This is a genomic window from Synechococcus sp. CC9605, from assembly GCF_000012625.1.
Taxonomy (GTDB): domain Bacteria; phylum Cyanobacteriota; class Cyanobacteriia; order PCC-6307; family Cyanobiaceae; genus Parasynechococcus.
Genome location: NC_007516.1, coordinates 1,817,369 through 1,832,681, shown reverse-complemented (window position 1 = coordinate 1,832,681; position 15,313 = coordinate 1,817,369). Strand labels below are relative to the sequence as shown.

Below are 15,313 nucleotides of genomic sequence, written 5' to 3'. Positions count from 1 at the left end.
TCGGATGACGGCCAGCTGGAGCCCGACAACCCGTGAAACGGACGCTTTGCAGCGTCATGCCCATGTTCAGAGGTTGCCGAGGGTCGATGCGGTGTGGCCCTGGCTCGCCGACCGCCATGGGCTGATTGCCGCCGTCGATGCGCCCCATGCGGCGAATCCCGAACGCTTCAATTTCGGCGAACTGGCGGAGCGCATCGCCACCGCTGCCGCCGCCTTTCGGCGCCATGGCGTGAAGGAAGGCGATGTGGTGGCTTTGTTTGCTGAGAACAGCCCCCGCTGGCTGGTGGCGGATCAGGGCCTGATGCGTGCCGGTGCCGCTGATGCCGTGCGCGGAGCCTCGGCTCCAGTGGAGGAGCTGTGCTACATCCTTTCGGATTGCCAGGCAACGGCTCTGGTGGTGCAGAACGCTGAGGTGTGGCGTCGTCTGGCCCTTCCCCCAGACCAGCGGGCTCAGCTGCGTTTTGTGCTTCAGCTGGAAGGGGAGCCTGCCGAGGGCGCCATGGGCTGGGAGGCGTTTCTGGCGTCAGGGGCCGGCCTCGATCCCGTTGGCCCGGCGGGGGGGCGAGACGCCGTTGCCACTGTTCTGTACACCTCGGGCACGACCGGCCAACCCAAAGGGGTCCCGTTGACCCACGCCAACCTGCTGCATCAGATGAGCTCACTGGCCTGTGTGGCCTATCCCGAGCCCGGTGCTCCTGTGCTGAGTGTGTTGCCCATCTGGCATGCCTACGAGCGCAGTGCCAGCTACTTCTTCCTCTCCTGTGCCTGCACGCAGACCTACACAACCATCAAGCAACTGAAGAAGGATCTGCCGCGGGTCCGGCCGATCGCGATGGCCACCGTGCCGCGGCTTTGGGAGGCGGTTCAGGCTGGATTTGAGGATGTGCTTAAAACCTTCCCCCCCTCCCGGCAGCGCCTGCTGCGGGCGGCATTGGCCAACAGCGCTGCCCAGCGCAAAGCCGTGCGAACGGCGCGCAACCTCCTGCTGGAACCGGTGTCAGCCTCCGGCCGGCTACGTGCCTGCGGCTCCGCCGCCCTGCGCTGGCCCCTGCATGCCCTGGCGTCGACCTTGATCTGGCCGAAGCTGCGGCGCCAGCTCAGTGGTGGTCAGCTCGCCTATCCGATCAGCGGTGGCGGTGCCATCGCGCCCCACATCGATGCCTTTTTTGAAGCCGTGGGGATTGAGCTGCTGGTGGGCTACGGCCTCACCGAAACCAGCCCTGTGGTGAGTTGCCGCAGGCCCTGGCGCAACATCCGCGGCAGTTCCGGGCTGCCGATGCCCCAGACCGAATTCCGGATCGTCGATCCCGACAACGGCCAGCCCCTGGGCTTCCGGCAACGGGGGCGGGTGATGGTGCGTGGCCCCCAGGTGATGGTGGGCTACCTCGGCAAACCTGAGGCCAGCGCCAAGGTTCTCGATACCGCGGGATGGTTTGACACCGGCGATCTCGGCATGCTCCTGCCGGATGGTTCGGTGGCCCTCACCGGCCGGGCCAAAGACACGATTGTGTTGAGCAGTGGCGAGAACATCGAGCCCGGCCCGCTGGAAGAGGCCCTGGTGGCCAGCCCCTTGATCGAGCAGGTGATGCTGGTGGGTCAGGACGAACGCCAGCTCGGTGCCCTGATCGTTCCCCGTGCTGAGGCGATCGTGGCCTGGGCGGCAGAAGCCTGCGTAAACGTGGCACAGGACCTGGGCGGACAACCCGGTGATCCGGCCCTGCTTCGCTTGTTGATGCGCGAATGCAACCGCTTGCTCAAGCAGCGGTGGGGCTCCCGGGGTGATGAACGGCTGGCGGGGGTGGTGCTTGTGGATCCCTTCAGCATTGAGAACGGTCTGTTGACCCAGACCCTGAAGCAGCGCCGTGATCGCATCACCAGCCGCGATCAGCATTTGATCGATGGCCTTTACGGACGTTGACCGAGCCTGACGAGGCTTGGGGGGTGGTCGGTTGTCCGGTGATTGACCCCATGTGAAAGGGCTGACACGCTTTGGCCGTCTTCCAAGAACCCATGTCCGACGGCACCTTCCTGACGATCAAGCGCCCTATCACCGTCCGCGCCGTCGTAACGCCCACCTGGAAAGAAGAAGCAGAGCGCGAGCTCAGCAATAGCATTGCCACCGCTGATCAACAGCTGGCTCAGCTGGAACAGGAAGGTCAGGACGTAGTGGACCAGGTGCGCCGTCAGAGCGCCAACCCCCTTGATCCACGCGTGCAGGATCAGGTGGCGCAGATCCAACAGCAGGTGGCGGCCAAGCGCGCCGAGCTGGAGGAGCAGAAGCGCAACCTGCTTCAGCAGCAGGCCCAGGTGCGTGAGCTGGAGATGGACCAGATCGTTGAGCAGGGTCAGCTGGAGAGCAGCTGTGAGCTGAAGGTTGGCGACAACCTGGTGCAGAAGATGCAGGTGGCCATCGTTGTGAAGGATGGCGTTGTGCAGTCGATTGAGGAAGCCTGATCGGCTGGCCTCTGCTGACTCGTAAACTCCCCTGATCTGCCCTCCCGGAGACGGTTTTGGCGACCACAGACATCTTCATGCCTGCCCTCAGCTCCACCATGACGGAGGGGAAGATCGTGGAGTGGCTGAAACAGCCCGGAGACAAGGTGGCTCGTGGGGAGTCGGTTCTTGTCGTTGAGTCCGACAAAGCGGACATGGACGTTGAGTCATTCCAGGACGGCTACCTGGCTGCGGTGTTGATGCCTGCTGGCAGCACGGCACCGGTGGGCGAAACCATCGGTCTGATTGTCGAAACCGAAGCTGAGATCGCCGACGCGCAGGCCAAGGCCCCCACCGCTCCCGCGGCGGCTGCAGCTCCCGCCCCTGCACCGGCTCCGGCTCCAACACCAGCTGCGGTCCAGGCCCCAGCCCCAACCCCTGCGCCGGCTCCGGCACCTGTTGCTGCCCCTGCACCGTCGGCACCGGTGGTGAATGACGGCCGCATCGTGGCCAGCCCCCGGGCGAAGAAGCTGGCCTCCCAGATGGGTGTGGACCTGGCCACCGTGCGTGGCAGCGGTCCCCATGGCCGGATTCAGGCGGAAGACGTTGAGCAAGCCTCCGGTCAGCCCATCTCCGTGCCTCGGGTGGCGGAAGGAACGGCTCCCGCTGCTTCCGCGGCTGGGGCTGCAGCAGCAGCAGCCCCGGCGGCTCCGGCGGGCAACAGCTTTGGTCGCCCCGGCGAGACCGTGGCGTTCAACACCCTTCAGGGTGCGGTGAACAAAAACATGGAGGCGAGCCTGGCGGTTCCCTGCTTCCGCGTTGGTTACACCATCACCACCGACAAGCTGGATGCCTTCTACAAACAGGTGAAGCCCAAGGGCGTCACGATGACGGCACTGCTGGCCAAGGCGGTGGCCGTCACCCTGGCGCGTCATCCCCAGGTGAATGCCGCCACCACTGTCGCTGGCATGGCCTACCCGGTCGATGTGAACGTGGCTGTCGCTGTGGCGATGGAAGACGGTGGCTTGATCACGCCGGTGCTGCGCAATGCCGACCGTACCGATCTCTATGAGATGTCGCGTCAGTGGGGTGATCTGGTCAAGCGCTCCCGCAGCAAGCAGCTGCAGCCGGAGGAATATTCCACGGGCACCTTCACCCTTTCCAACCTCGGCATGTTCGGTGTTGATCGCTTCGACGCGATCCTTCCCCCAGGCACCGGAGCCATTCTGGCCGTCGCCGCATCACGCCCAAAAGTGGTGGCAAACAAGGACGGGTCCATCGCCGTCAAGCGTCAGATGCAGGTCAACCTGACGGCGGATCACCGGGTGATTTACGGCGCTGACGGCGCTGCATTCCTGAAGGATCTCGCCGATCTGATCGAGAACCGTCCAGAAAGCTTGGCGCTCTGATCGGTTGTCCGCGTGCCTGACCCCAGGGACCTGCAACTCAGCAGCTACGACTACCCGCTGCCGCCCGAGCGGATCGCTCAAGCACCGGTCGAGCCCCGCCACAGCGCTCGCTTGTTGATGGTTCCCCCTCAGGGGGAGCCATCAACGGATGCAGCTCACGGCCAGGTCTGGGATCTGCTCGAGCAGCTGCAGCCCGGTGACCTGCTGGTGGTTAACGACACCCGTGTGCTGAAGGCCCGCCTGGCGGTGCGCCGTTCCGGGGGTGGGCTTTCTGAGTTGCTGGTGCTGGAGCCGCGGGGGGAGGGCCGCTGGCTGTGCCTGGCTCGTCCTGCCAAGCGCATGCGGCCTGGCGACATCCTCACGATTGATGGCAGCACTTCGATCAGCCTGACGGTGCTCGCGGAAGACCCCGCCAGTGGTGGAAGGCTGGTGCAGTTCCCGAGTGATTGCAGGGATGCCGAAACCATTGAGGGTTTGCTCAATGACGTGGGCGAGGTGCCCCTACCGCCCTACATCGAACGGCACGATCCCAGCGACAGCCAGCGTTATCAGACCCGTTACGCCGATCGCCCCGGTGCGGTGGCTGCCCCGACGGCGGGGTTGCATTTCAGTGATGAACTGCTGGCGGGCTTGCAGCAGAAAGGGGTGGATCTGGCCCGAATCACACTGCATGTGGGCCTCGGCACCTTTCGCCCCGTTGAAACTGAAGACCTCACCGCTTTGGAGTTGCACAGTGAATGGGTCGATGTCAGCCCTGCTGTTGTGGAAGCGGTGCAGGCTTGTCGAGGCCGGGTGATTGCGGTGGGCACCACGAGTGTTCGTGCCCTGGAGGGAGCCGCTCAAGCCCATGGCGGTGTTCTCAAGCCCTACACCGGGCCGGTGGATCTGGTGATTCAGCCGGGCTATCGCTTTGCAGTGGTGCAGGGCCTACTCACAAACTTTCACTTACCCAAGAGTTCTCTGTTGCTGTTGGTAAGTGCCTTGATCGGGAGAGAGAAACTGCTGGAGTTGTATCACGAGGCAATCGAACGGGACTATCGCTTTTTTTCTTATGGCGATGCCATGTGGATCGCCCCTGAGGTTGTTCTGCCAGAGGTTCAGCCGCGTCCATAAAGCGGAGGCAACCAGGAGATGGCCAGAGGATCGATATGGAGAAAGGCTGGTTGAATCATCAACCTTTTGTTCTGGACAGCATCGAAGATCGGGGCACTGGTGTCCATCAACGAGGTTGCGGTAATGCTGGCGTGGCGCAAACAGGCATCGTTGTAGCTACTGAGGTCATCGGTGCTAATGCCATGACTGGTAAGGCCTGTCTTTATGTCAGTAACAAGCTCGGTGAGCGATGCCGAGAAGCTTGCCTCCTTGAGATAAGCCGCCTTGACTGCTCCACAGCCTTGATGGCTCATAACTACCAAAACACGAACATTGAGGTCAAGCACGGCGTATTCGATGGAACCGGCTGACCCGAACGTATTAGTGTTACCGGCGTTACGGATCACAAAAAGATCGCCAAAGCCGGCATCGAAGATCACCTCAACGGGAACTCGTGAGTCAGAGCAGGCCAGAAGTGCAACTTGAGGATGTTGACCGCCTGCTAGCTGATGACGCCTTGCTTCTGAGGCATGCGGATGGGCAGTATGTCCTTCGAGAAAACGTTGGAACCCTGCCTTGAGCTCCTCGACGATTGCGCTGGGATCATCCAGACCCCAACCCGAATCGATGTAGGAGCCTTCTTTCTCATCCATCTTGCCACTTCTTGAATTGGTGAATTAACCATGAACCGAGGATCAGCTCATGATTGAAAAAATCATGAAATCCTCATAAACATGATGGAGGATTCACCTACCAACATAGGGTCATTAAGGTTTTGCTTTTGCTATGCCCTCTCAGCTGATCTTGGCTTCACTCGAGGCAGAGGGTGGTGAATCCCATCTTTCAACAGCCGAGGCTGCAGAGGGTTTTTTTGAAGGCATTACATCTTTTCATTTTACATTTGAATCTGCACTACTTTGCTTGTCTCTGCTGATAATCTCAAGCATCGTGTTTGACAAGTTGGGAGCAAAGTTTGGCATGCCAGGCTCTATATTATTATTTTTTAGTGGGCTTTTCTTTCACATATCGGGATACAATTTCGATCTGTTCCCACTTGAAGAGCTTCATGTCGTCGCCTTGAGTATTTTACTTTTTTTCAGCGGTTTATCATTTGAAGGTTGCCTTCTTCGGAAAAACAAAGTTCTTCCAAATTCGATTTATCTGGCTTTGTTTGGAACCTTCATAAGCATGGTGTTCTGGTTGTTCTATCTTGGCCTTGGATTCTCGTTTTTTCAGAGTAATTTTGGTTACCTGGAGGGCGTTCCCTCCAGCATTGTCTGGTTGGCGGCAGTGGCAGCTGTCTTTTCACTGGCAGTTCAGGATTGGAACTCCTTTGTATTTGTATCGAAAAAAATAAAAGACTTTAGATTTATCATTTCCAATATTTTTAAGGTTGAAACTGCTGTATCGGCTGCGATTTCTGTCGCAGTTGCTGAAATACTTGTACTCATTTGGATTACTTTGAATCCTGAGTATGCAAGTTTTGCTGATGCAAGTCTCTTAGTCTCCATTTTTAGAGGTTTATTCATCGGATCGGTGAGTGGTTTGATGCTCGGCTTACTGTTAACTTATACCATTCGCTTCTTTTTGGAGTCCAAATCTCAGCTAATTCTTGCTGCTGTTTCGTTCACTTTTATTGGTTACACTATTGCTTTCCTTGCTGTCCAGCAGGGTGGATACCTTTGCGCCCTAGTTATGGGTATTACCACTTCGTTGTCCTACCGCAATAATTCAACCGAAGATGAAATTGAATTTCTTTCAGAACAGCTTGAATCTCTGAATATTGCTTGCGAGGCTATTCTGTTTTTCGCGATTGGCCTAGGTTTGCAACCTGGTCTCTTCTTCGCTCATCTTCCGGTTGCTTTGTATGCATGGATCGGGATTATTCTTATAAGGCCTATTACTGTGTTTTTATTTTTTCGGCGCGATGCAGTCAGCGCCGAAGAGAGAAAGCTTCTCGCCGCTTGGAGTCCAAAAGGTGCTATTTCAATGGCACTGATTGTAACCGCTCCTTTACTTTTAGAAGATACTTTTGGAATTAAAGTTTCCGAAATTCTTCCCGAAACCTCCGCCATGTTCATGTCTGACGTCGTATGTGGAGCTGTACTCATATCCCTCATTTTTAAGGCTTTTGTAGTACCACGGCTTCATTATAGTCTTTTTTCAAAATTAAAATCATCGCAGACAGATGCAATTTGACCCATGCGATTACGTTATTTATCTGATAGCTATCGACTTACACGCGCCTTTTTAGTCGGAACTCTTTCAACTGTTGTACTCTTGCCACTTCTCTCCGTAAGGGAAACCTTAACGGTCGCGATTTCTCTGGCTTTGACATGTGATTTGCTTATCTTTTTACGCAGAACATGGCTACTTAGTACTGCCCGTACTAGAGAAATTCTTTCATGTTCTGAAGCCAGAGAGTCATTGGTAGCAGAAAGAACCATTGCTTTGGTTTTTCTCAGTCTTGGAATGTTGAGCTTTTGTCTTACAGAGCTCCATTCGCCCCAGGATGCATTGCCAAACCGCGTTCATATTTTTACTGCGTTTTTAGCTTTGTTCTTGATGTGGTTGGAGCTGCACAATGGTTTCGCTCTTTATTATGCCAAAAGGTATTACGAGATGAATCCTACTCCGCTAGCTGCTGATGATACGCAACATGGATTTATTTTTGAAGGGAATGAGCCATCATTTAGTGATTTTCTGTACATCTCTTATTCGATCGGTTTGACATATTCGATGACTGATTGTGGCTTAGAGGATGCATCCGTACGTCGTATTGTTCTTGTTCATTGTCTTTCATCGTTCCTTTTTGCATCGACAATATTTTCAATTATTCTGTCTCTTGTTACACAGGTTGCCTAAACGGCTTTGCCCCGAATCAGTACTCTTCCTGATCGTGTGTTGAAATCCTCGTCAAAGACCAGTAATGTTGATGCCTGACTTCACACCAAACTGATTTTTGTCTAGTATTTGGTAGTAGTGACTCTCGAAAAACATGTTCGAGCTAGAATACCTGGTTGCGTTTGCATTGGGGGCTAGTTTGGTAGCCATTACACCCATTGCTGCATCTGTTTCGGGTCGTGAGAGCAGACTAACCAAAGCAATTTCAGGGGCAGGGCGAAGTATCACTAAGCAAGGCTTAAAAGTTGGAATCGTGGTTGTATCCAAAGCCTCTGGTCTTTTTACCGGTGTTAAGTCTGGTTTGAGCGAAGTTGGTGAAAGCTTCGGAGATATCCTTGCAGAAGCCAAGGCTGATCTGGCAGAAACCAAACCCACGAAAGCTTCGGGAACCTCTAAGGCTTGAAGGTTTCGATCAAACACGCTACGAAACGGCGAGTTCGATTCAAATTTCCGAGAACCCTGTCGCGTCAAGAATTTAATTTAATGTATTCGACAGTTAAGTACCGATATTCAGGCTTTGAAATATTTCCATCATCTTTTCGATCAGGGTGTGTTGTTCGTATAACAGACTACAAACAAATCGACTCAGGAGCACTTTTAGATGAGTTGAACAGCTTCTTTGAGGAATTTTTTCCTCTCGGTCCAGATCTTCCACCTACCCGTTTCGAATCTTTTCGTCTGCACGCTGTAAACCTTAGTATTCAAGTATCACTCGGATTGGCAGTATTGGGTTGGATTTTGCCAATCCTTCCGGGGACCCCTTTTTTCCTTGTTGCATGGTGGTTGGGGTGGAGACCATCCTCGATGTCATCCAAAAAAAATAATGTTAACCAGGATAATTTTATTTGAGCACGTCCACATCGCATCTTCTTCCACGCCTCAGGAATCTCTATTGCTCTGTGATTACCCTGATAAATTAGATAAATATTATCGATAGTTTGTTTAATCTTTAAAGACTTTTTTTGAACCCCAGGCATAAATATATTGATTGACCTATCATTTTTGTTGGTGAATTTGGTTCGTCGATTAGAGGGCGCTTCCAACAGCATTTTTGCGATATCTTGCTGTTTCTCTTCAGGCCATTTGATAAGTGTGAATGGGATGTCGGAGCAGTCACTTTCAATTTGCTCCACGATCAACTTTTCTGCATCTTGAATAACAAGATGTGTTGGGAATCCGCCATGTAGTGCAAAGTTGCTGAATCGGTGCTGCAGTTGATCAAGATTTCTCGATTCCTGATCAATGAAACAAATGAAATTGTGCTGATTCCTCTCTGAAGTAATTCTCTGAAGCGTTTCAAACTTTTTCTTCCACACATCTTCTAATCGTAATCTCTTTGAGGAGGGTAGATTGAGTCGAAACATTTTTTCTACGGCTGATAAAGACTTGCGTGTCTTATCCCACCAATTCAATAGGGGGTCGACAAGTTGCTCAACCAAATCGGGTCCTTTTTGGGCCATCTGCAGAAGCTTGATCGCGTGCAGAGGGTGAGGGAGAATCACTATTAGAAGATTAAAGTCTTTGTGCTCATCAATGACTTGTGCAAGTTTGATGATACGCGTTAGGTCTTCAATCCCAGGTAGGCAAGGTAATTCCAAAGAATCTTTGTCTTCAAGTCCTAAGAGCTTCCACCATTCCAAAGCGTGTGGGTTTAACATCATCCAAATATCGTCGACTATTTGACTATGATCGAAGTATGAGATAGTTGAGTTTTTGTTTTCTAATAATAGGTTTAATCTCTCTCCAGACATATCGATAACTTTCAATTTTCGTTCTTTTTTTAGATGGCTTGCAATAGCACTAACGACTTTCTGTAGTGCTTGATACCTATCAGCGCTGGCAAAGATGATCAATAGCTTTGATGGAATCACTTATCAGTATATCGGCATTTTAAAAATTCCTTTCTTGAAAGACATGATAGTGTTGATGAGAATCTAATAGCTTATGTTCGAGCTTGAAACGCTTGCAGCCTTTGGAGCTGGAGCTGCACTAATGGCAATGGCGCCTGTTGTTCGAAAGTTAGGCAATCAAGAGCTCGGAGATTCGATGGGACAAGCTGGTCGGAAAATGGCCAAGAGTGGTGTGAAAATTGGTCTTGTAGCTGTCGGTACAGCAGAAAAAGTCGCCAAAGGCGTAGCTAAAAGTGCTGCGGAAGTGGCTGAAACAGTTGTCGATTTGGTCGAAGAGGCGAAATCTGAAAACTCCAGCACCGAGGATGTTGCCGTATCAACAATCACAAAAAACGAATCAACATCTCCCACCATCACTGACGTTACTGTGGAATAAAGTCTTGGTATATTTGCTTCTAAAAGTCCAAATCTTCCACTTCACTTCCAATGGCTACTTCCTACCAATTGCCCTCTGATTTTGAAGTACTCGAAGGAGGAGTTTCTGCTTCGAATGGTCATCCGAAAATGGGTTTGCCCCGGTTCGTTGACAGAGTTCTTCATGCATCAAAGCGGCGATTGAGATTTAGTGTTGAATCCGATTTTGAAGACTTTGATAATTTTGAGCGTCATCTGCATTCTCTTCCCAGCGTCCTTCACGTACGTTCTAACAAATGGGCTTGTTGTTACGTCATTGTTTTCAAAGAGGATTCAGCCACTGACCCATTTCAGTGGTTGCTTTCTTTACCTCAGCTTACGAGCGATATACCCTTTGTGCCTGAAGCTATTAAGTCGTCTTCATCTACAATTGAAGGAATTGGCGAAGATGATGATGAAAAATTTGTACCGACTCGTATCATTTTGCCCGTCTGCTCCTTAGGTTTAGCCATTCTGGCTGGGCCTCTTTCGCTACCCCCATTGGCGATAGGTGTTTTCATCATAGGTTCGGCGCATCTCAGCTTCAGGCGAGCCTGGTCTGGGCTCAAACATGAAAAGAAAATCAACGTAGATTTTCTTGATGCATTGGCTGTTCTTCTTCACAGCCTTGAAGGGTTCCTACTCGGGCCAGCGATGATGATCACGATGATTGAGGGCGGTGAGGCAGTTCGTGATGCGACCCAGCGAATTGCTCATTCCTCCAACACTGATCTTGTCTCCAGTCTTCAGTCGGATGTCCGTTTGATTACTGACAAAGGTGAAGTGATTGTTTCTAGCTTTGACCTGTCTCCTGGAGATCGGGTTTCATTCCTCCCTGGCGACAAGATTCCTATTGATGGTGTGATTGATTCTGGTGAAGCATCACTTGATGTGGTCAAGCTGACTGGTGAGTCTGTACCGAGAATCTCGGGACCTGGGGATGAAATTCTTGCTGGTTTTATAGTTCTTGAAGGTAATTTGGTTGTCACAACAACGGCTGTCGGCGATGACACAAGGGTGGGTCAAATCACAAAAATGATCGAATCGGCGCCTGTGTTTGACACACGCGTCGGTAATTTTGCTGCCAACATCGCGAACCGCTTTGTTTTGCCCACCCTTGCTCTCGCGGGAGTCTCGTTGCTCCTAAGCGCGGGCAATATTGCTCAGGCTGCATCGCTACTGATGTTTGACCTTGGTACCGGACTTCGTGTTTCAGTGCCAACTGCAATCATGGCCGCTTTGGCCCGTGCAAGTAGCCAGGGTCTTTTAATTCGGAGCGGCCGCGCCCTCGAGCAATTGGTTGATGTCGATGTGGTGATCTTCGACAAGACTGGAACACTCACGGAAGGGCATCCTTCGGTGGTTCACTTCGCCATTTTTGACACTGAGGGGCGTCCCATCCAGACCGTCTCCGATGCTCGTAGAAAAGAACTCTTGCAACTTTCGACCTCTTTAGAGCAAGGGCTTAATCATCCAATCGCCAAGGCGATTCGTGATTCTGCAGAGTGTGAGGAGATCGATGTCATTCCCTGTGACGCTTGGGACTACAGGGTTGGTCGTGGTGTAGTTGCCAGTGTCAATGGACAACAAGCATTGCTTGGAAATTCCAAACTTCTTCTTGAGGAAGGAGTTGAAATCCCTTCAATTGAGGAGCGCCCCGATCTTGCTGTAGCGACACCGATCTACTTGGCTCTTGATGGGGTATTGGTAGCTATCCACTACGCTCTCGACCGTGTAAGGCCTGATACTCCAGATTTGATCGCGGAGCTTCATCGCCGTGGCATCGAAGCCCACATGCTTACCGGCGACATCGGCACAGTGGCACATGCTGTGGCTGCAGAAATCGGGCTGAAGCCTGAAGAAGTTCATTCTGATGCACTCCCTGATCAGAAGGCTGAATTGGTTCAGCACTTCACCTCTCAGGGGAAGAAGGTTGTTTTCGTTGGAGATGGCATAAACGATTCAGCTGCACTGGCCTATGCAGATGTGTCAGTGTCCTTCGCCTCTGGAAGTGACTTGGCCCGGGAAACCGCCGACGTTGTTCTCACCAACGATCGTGTGTCCGATCTGATTGTGGCTCAGGATCTTGCCCGTCACACCTTTGCTCTCGTAAAGCAAAACATCGGGATTGTTGGCGTCCCGAATCTGTCTGCACTGCTCATTGGAACCTTCCTCCCTGTCAGCCCAATCGCAGCAGTTTTCCTAAATAATGGTTCTTGTTTGGTGGCTGCCGGCAATGCCATCAGAGCCCTGGGCTTCAAGGCGAAGGCACTGCCGTCTGCAAAACCATCCACTCGTAGAGATCTCGTCGATGTCGTGGCTTCTGAGTCGGATCCCGATTCTCAGCCAATCCTTGACCTTGACCTCTCTGGGCTGGCAAAACGCGTTGGTGTGAGTTATCAGAAGATTTCGGCCCGCAGACGACGTCCTGATTTCAGCGATTGGATTGCTGAGCGCGATCCAGATGGCCATGCTTGGCAATACTGCTCAAAGCGAAAATCTTTCTCAGTGATTGCAGCCTGATCATGACCTCAAGGTTGGTCCTGAAGCACCAAACCCCAACACGCTGGCGATTTTATGTTGATTCCTCTGTTCCACTGAACTGGGCTTTGTTGCAACGGGATTTAGAGGATGTTTTCCCTTCAAACCAGTGGTGTCTTCGGCTCAACCAATCCACTTGCCTGATTGTGATCAGTTCCAGATCATCTTTATCTATTAATCAAGACTATTTATTTCAGTTTGTCTACTCTGCGGTCGTCGATCAACTAAACCATCAAGGTTGCCAGTTGTCTACGATTCCACTAAGCAAGGTAGAGGTGGTCAAACCTTCTCCGAACCGCGTTTGGTTGGAGCTTCGGTCTTTTCTCTATCCCGTTGTGAACGCATTCTCGGCTTCATTGTCCGTGGGATGTCTTCTATTGGCTTCTGTGGCATTTGTTTTCGGGCTTGTTGGCCTCTATCTCCCCCTGTTTCCAGGTCTGTGGATCATGCTGCTCGCCACTCTTTTATTTGAAACTGCACTGGACTTGCGTCGCCCCTTCGTTGCTTGAAGCGATCCCATGACGACTTCGACACTTGTTGATCACCCTTGGCAGATTCGCAGTGATTTTTGTGGACGTCTCAGGATTTTTCACCCCGGTCTTTCCGACTCACCCGGGTTACGTCGCCATTGCGCTGGTGTGCTTCATCGTACTCATTGGTTACTGAGCCACCGCATCAATGGCATCTCTGGGACGCTTGTCCTTCGTTTTCCTGCCAACGAGCAACACCAGATCGAGCTCTTGCTCAGGAGATGTTTTGTCGATCCTTTTGCAGATTCGAGCTTTGAGAGTCTGCTCTCAGCCGAATCGTCAACCACAGATATTGTTAGGAGTTCTTCGTTCCGATCGGCCTTGAAAACAGGTGCCACTTGTGGCTCGATTTTGCTGATTAACTCACTGGTGGCCTTTCCTCCTTTGGCATTGGGGCTTGCGGCCACAATGTTCTGTTTTCCTTTGTTGCGCGAGTTCTGGTCGCAGATGCGTGATCGCTGGTTGTCCAGCGGTAATGCTGTTGCTTCCGAACTTTTGCCATCCTCGTCTGTGGAAGTGGCTTTGTCGGCGACCCTGATCTCATCGGGCCTGGCACAGGAGCTCCTTGTTGATGGTCTCCTTGGCAGCACGACATCTGCTCTTCAGTCATTGTCTCAGAACACCGATGGTTCCAGTCTCGAGTTCTTTGATTTCCTGGAGCGTTTCAAAAACTCGGTTTTTCTGCCATGCCAGACCCAAGAACAAAACGAGACCAGGCTTGTTCCCATTTGTGATGTTCAGGTTGGTCAACGCTACGAAATCAACAACAAATGCCACGTTTATTTGACATCGAAGCTCGTTGAAGGTGAATTAGTTGTTTTGAATAATCTTGCTGACGGATCAAAGCTGCCATTGCGTGCTTGCCCTGGGGATCATCTTCCTTTCGGGGCTACTGTCCTGTACGGAAGTGCCATCGCAGAAGTAACGATGGCTTTCGTTGATATTCCAGTATTTAAAATCCAAAACACCTTGTTTGAGGAGGAGTCTTTCACCGAATATCAGCAATCTGTGTCGTCTATATATCGATTATTTGTTCCTCCTGTTCAGTTGGGATTAGCGGCTTGGTCTTTGTTCAGTGGCTTCACGGAACGCGCGATTGGTCTTCTTGCTTTTAGCCCTGCAAAAGATTCCGAGCGTTCCCGAATGTCATCGGCTGAAACCGCTCTACTTGATATGCGCCTCAATCGTGTACATATTTCCGATATTCGAGCACTGAAGACCCTTTCCGATTTGAGTACTCTCTTGATAAGTATTGATGCTCTTCAATATTTCGGAAATTACAACTATTCAGAAGTAGTTCCCTCTGTTACGTCAGCAGAGCCAGGCGACATGCTTCGTATGCTGAATTCCGTTGCTGACTATTTGAGGGCAGACCCAACAACTGTTTTTTGGGGAATTCTGGAAGCTCAGTCGGTGGAGGCTTGGCCTATTGACCATTTGGAGATCACATCTGATCAACCTGAATGCTGCGCATACAATGTTGATTTCAGCAATGGTAAATCTGTTCGAATTCAATTTGCGAACGATAGGGATGACGTGATAATTCGATTCGAAGGTCAAACTGGGACATTGGGCTCGCTTCTGATTCGTTGGATTCCAGATCCTGATTACGGTCAAATGGTAGATGATTTGGCTTTTCTCGGTGTGTCCGTTCAAGTTGTTGGAACTCACGCTGCTCGCCTGCGAGAACCACAGGATCGCCTTTTGTCCGTCTCCAAGCGTCGTCGGGCAGGCGAAAAGGTGGCTTACCTTGGGAACGTCATTGATGACATTTTAGCCATGGCTGCTGCAGAAGTAGCCATCGGCTTTGAAGAGGATCCCGATGGTTTTATTTCAAAAACAGTTTGTGATGTTATCCTTGCAGGCGATCTTAATTGGTTGCCGCGTTTAATCGCTCTAGGCCGTAATTATGAGCGATCACAGCAGGTGAATACAAATCTAATTGTTGGTTCTTCGATCATTCTTACTCTCGCCTCTTTTGTATCCGCTTTGAACCCTCTACAATTAATTATTTTGTTTAATGCTCCTAGTGTCATCGCCGAATTGAATACGCTGAGGTCATTGTCTCCAAATTGCTCTCGATTCAAGTCTATTTAGGGTA

Annotated in this window: 13 protein-coding genes; 11 read left to right on the top strand and 2 right to left on the bottom strand. The window is 51.7% G+C overall.

Going from position 1 to position 15,313, the window contains the following annotated elements:
* Positions 1–4 precede the first annotated feature (4 nt).
* The 4 genes from SYNCC9605_RS10045 (at position 5) to queA (ending at position 4,955) form a co-directional block, all read left to right on the top strand.
* On the top strand, positions 5–1,918 hold the full coding sequence (locus SYNCC9605_RS10045; protein WP_011364960.1) for an AMP-binding protein: 1,914 nt from the start codon (positions 5–7) through the stop codon (positions 1,916–1,918).
* A gap of 92 nt (positions 1,919–2,010) precedes the next feature.
* The gene (locus SYNCC9605_RS10040) at positions 2,011–2,454 is read left to right on the top strand and encodes a YlqD family protein (RefSeq protein ID WP_041435762.1); all 444 of its coding nucleotides are present in this window, start codon (positions 2,011–2,013) and stop codon (positions 2,452–2,454) included.
* A 56-nt stretch (positions 2,455–2,510) separates the two neighbouring features.
* Positions 2,511–3,842 (top strand): dihydrolipoamide acetyltransferase family protein, encoded by a 1,332-nt coding sequence (locus SYNCC9605_RS10035; protein ID WP_011364958.1) that lies wholly within the window; start codon positions 2,511–2,513, stop codon positions 3,840–3,842.
* 12 nt (positions 3,843–3,854) lie between these two features.
* The gene (gene queA / locus SYNCC9605_RS10030; RefSeq protein WP_011364957.1) at positions 3,855–4,955 is read left to right on the top strand and encodes a tRNA preQ1(34) S-adenosylmethionine ribosyltransferase-isomerase QueA; all 1,101 of its coding nucleotides are present in this window, start codon (positions 3,855–3,857) and stop codon (positions 4,953–4,955) included.
* On the opposite strand, the gene SYNCC9605_RS10025 is transcribed toward queA, so the two are convergent.
* Complete coding sequence (locus SYNCC9605_RS10025; protein ID WP_011364956.1) at positions 4,940–5,587, bottom strand: carbonic anhydrase; 648 nt, start codon at positions 5,585–5,587, stop codon at positions 4,940–4,942. The two genes, queA and SYNCC9605_RS10025, sit on opposite strands and share 16 nt — an antisense overlap.
* Before the next feature lie 151 nt (positions 5,588–5,738).
* Between SYNCC9605_RS10025 and SYNCC9605_RS10020 the strand changes: the two genes are divergently transcribed.
* The 3 genes from SYNCC9605_RS10020 (at position 5,739) to SYNCC9605_RS14040 (ending at position 8,241) form a co-directional block, all read left to right on the top strand.
* A complete protein-coding gene (locus tag SYNCC9605_RS10020) occupies positions 5,739–7,133 on the top strand; it encodes a hypothetical protein (RefSeq protein ID WP_156783105.1) in 1,395 nt (464 codons plus the stop codon).
* Positions 7,134–7,214: 81 nt separating this feature from the next.
* Positions 7,215–7,799 carry a DUF1345 domain-containing protein gene (locus tag SYNCC9605_RS14045; protein ID WP_257929142.1) on the top strand — a complete coding sequence of 195 codons (585 nt, stop codon included), beginning with the start codon at positions 7,215–7,217 and terminating at the stop codon, positions 7,797–7,799.
* A gap of 133 nt (positions 7,800–7,932) precedes the next feature.
* A complete protein-coding gene (locus tag SYNCC9605_RS14040; protein WP_011364953.1) occupies positions 7,933–8,241 on the top strand; it encodes a DUF5132 domain-containing protein in 309 nt (102 codons plus the stop codon).
* A gap of 298 nt (positions 8,242–8,539) precedes the next feature.
* Here SYNCC9605_RS14040 and SYNCC9605_RS10015 read toward each other — a convergent pair whose 3' ends face one another.
* The gene (locus SYNCC9605_RS10015; protein ID WP_041435090.1) at positions 8,540–9,691 is read right to left on the bottom strand and encodes an ArsA-related P-loop ATPase; all 1,152 of its coding nucleotides are present in this window, start codon (positions 9,689–9,691) and stop codon (positions 8,540–8,542) included.
* Between the two features lie 91 nt (positions 9,692–9,782).
* Between SYNCC9605_RS10015 and SYNCC9605_RS10010 the strand changes: the two genes are divergently transcribed.
* The 4 genes from SYNCC9605_RS10010 to SYNCC9605_RS10000 are packed head-to-tail and all read left to right on the top strand — an operon-like array spanning position 9,783 to position 15,309.
* Positions 9,783–10,124: a hypothetical protein gene (locus SYNCC9605_RS10010; RefSeq protein ID WP_011364951.1), complete on the top strand. Its 342-nt coding sequence runs from the start codon at positions 9,783–9,785 to the stop codon at positions 10,122–10,124.
* A 50-nt stretch (positions 10,125–10,174) separates the two neighbouring features.
* Positions 10,175–12,664 carry a heavy metal translocating P-type ATPase gene (locus tag SYNCC9605_RS10005; protein WP_011364950.1) on the top strand — a complete coding sequence of 830 codons (2,490 nt, stop codon included), beginning with the start codon at positions 10,175–10,177 and terminating at the stop codon, positions 12,662–12,664.
* The gene (locus tag SYNCC9605_RS14865) at positions 12,616–13,191 is read left to right on the top strand and encodes a hypothetical protein (protein ID WP_156783104.1); all 576 of its coding nucleotides are present in this window, start codon (positions 12,616–12,618) and stop codon (positions 13,189–13,191) included. Before SYNCC9605_RS10005 ends, SYNCC9605_RS14865 begins: the two co-directional genes overlap by 49 nt.
* Before the next feature lie 9 nt (positions 13,192–13,200).
* Complete coding sequence (locus SYNCC9605_RS10000) at positions 13,201–15,309, top strand: hypothetical protein (protein WP_011364948.1); 2,109 nt, start codon at positions 13,201–13,203, stop codon at positions 15,307–15,309.
* Positions 15,310–15,313 lie beyond the last annotated feature (4 nt).

Coding starts and splice junctions, on each gene's coding strand:
- SYNCC9605_RS10000 (WP_011364948.1), top strand. CDS start 13,201: ATGACGACTTCGACACTTGTTGATCACCCTTGGCAGATTCGCAGTGAT.
- SYNCC9605_RS10025 (WP_011364956.1), bottom strand. CDS start 5,587: ATGGATGAGAAAGAAGGCTCCTACATCGATTCGGGTTGGGGTCTGGAT.
- SYNCC9605_RS10005 (WP_011364950.1), top strand. CDS start 10,175: ATGGCTACTTCCTACCAATTGCCCTCTGATTTTGAAGTACTCGAAGGA.
- SYNCC9605_RS14040 (WP_011364953.1), top strand. CDS start 7,933: ATGTTCGAGCTAGAATACCTGGTTGCGTTTGCATTGGGGGCTAGTTTG.
- SYNCC9605_RS10010 (WP_011364951.1), top strand. CDS start 9,783: ATGTTCGAGCTTGAAACGCTTGCAGCCTTTGGAGCTGGAGCTGCACTA.
- SYNCC9605_RS10040 (WP_041435762.1), top strand. CDS start 2,011: ATGTCCGACGGCACCTTCCTGACGATCAAGCGCCCTATCACCGTCCGC.
- SYNCC9605_RS10045 (WP_011364960.1), top strand. CDS start 5: ATGACGGCCAGCTGGAGCCCGACAACCCGTGAAACGGACGCTTTGCAG.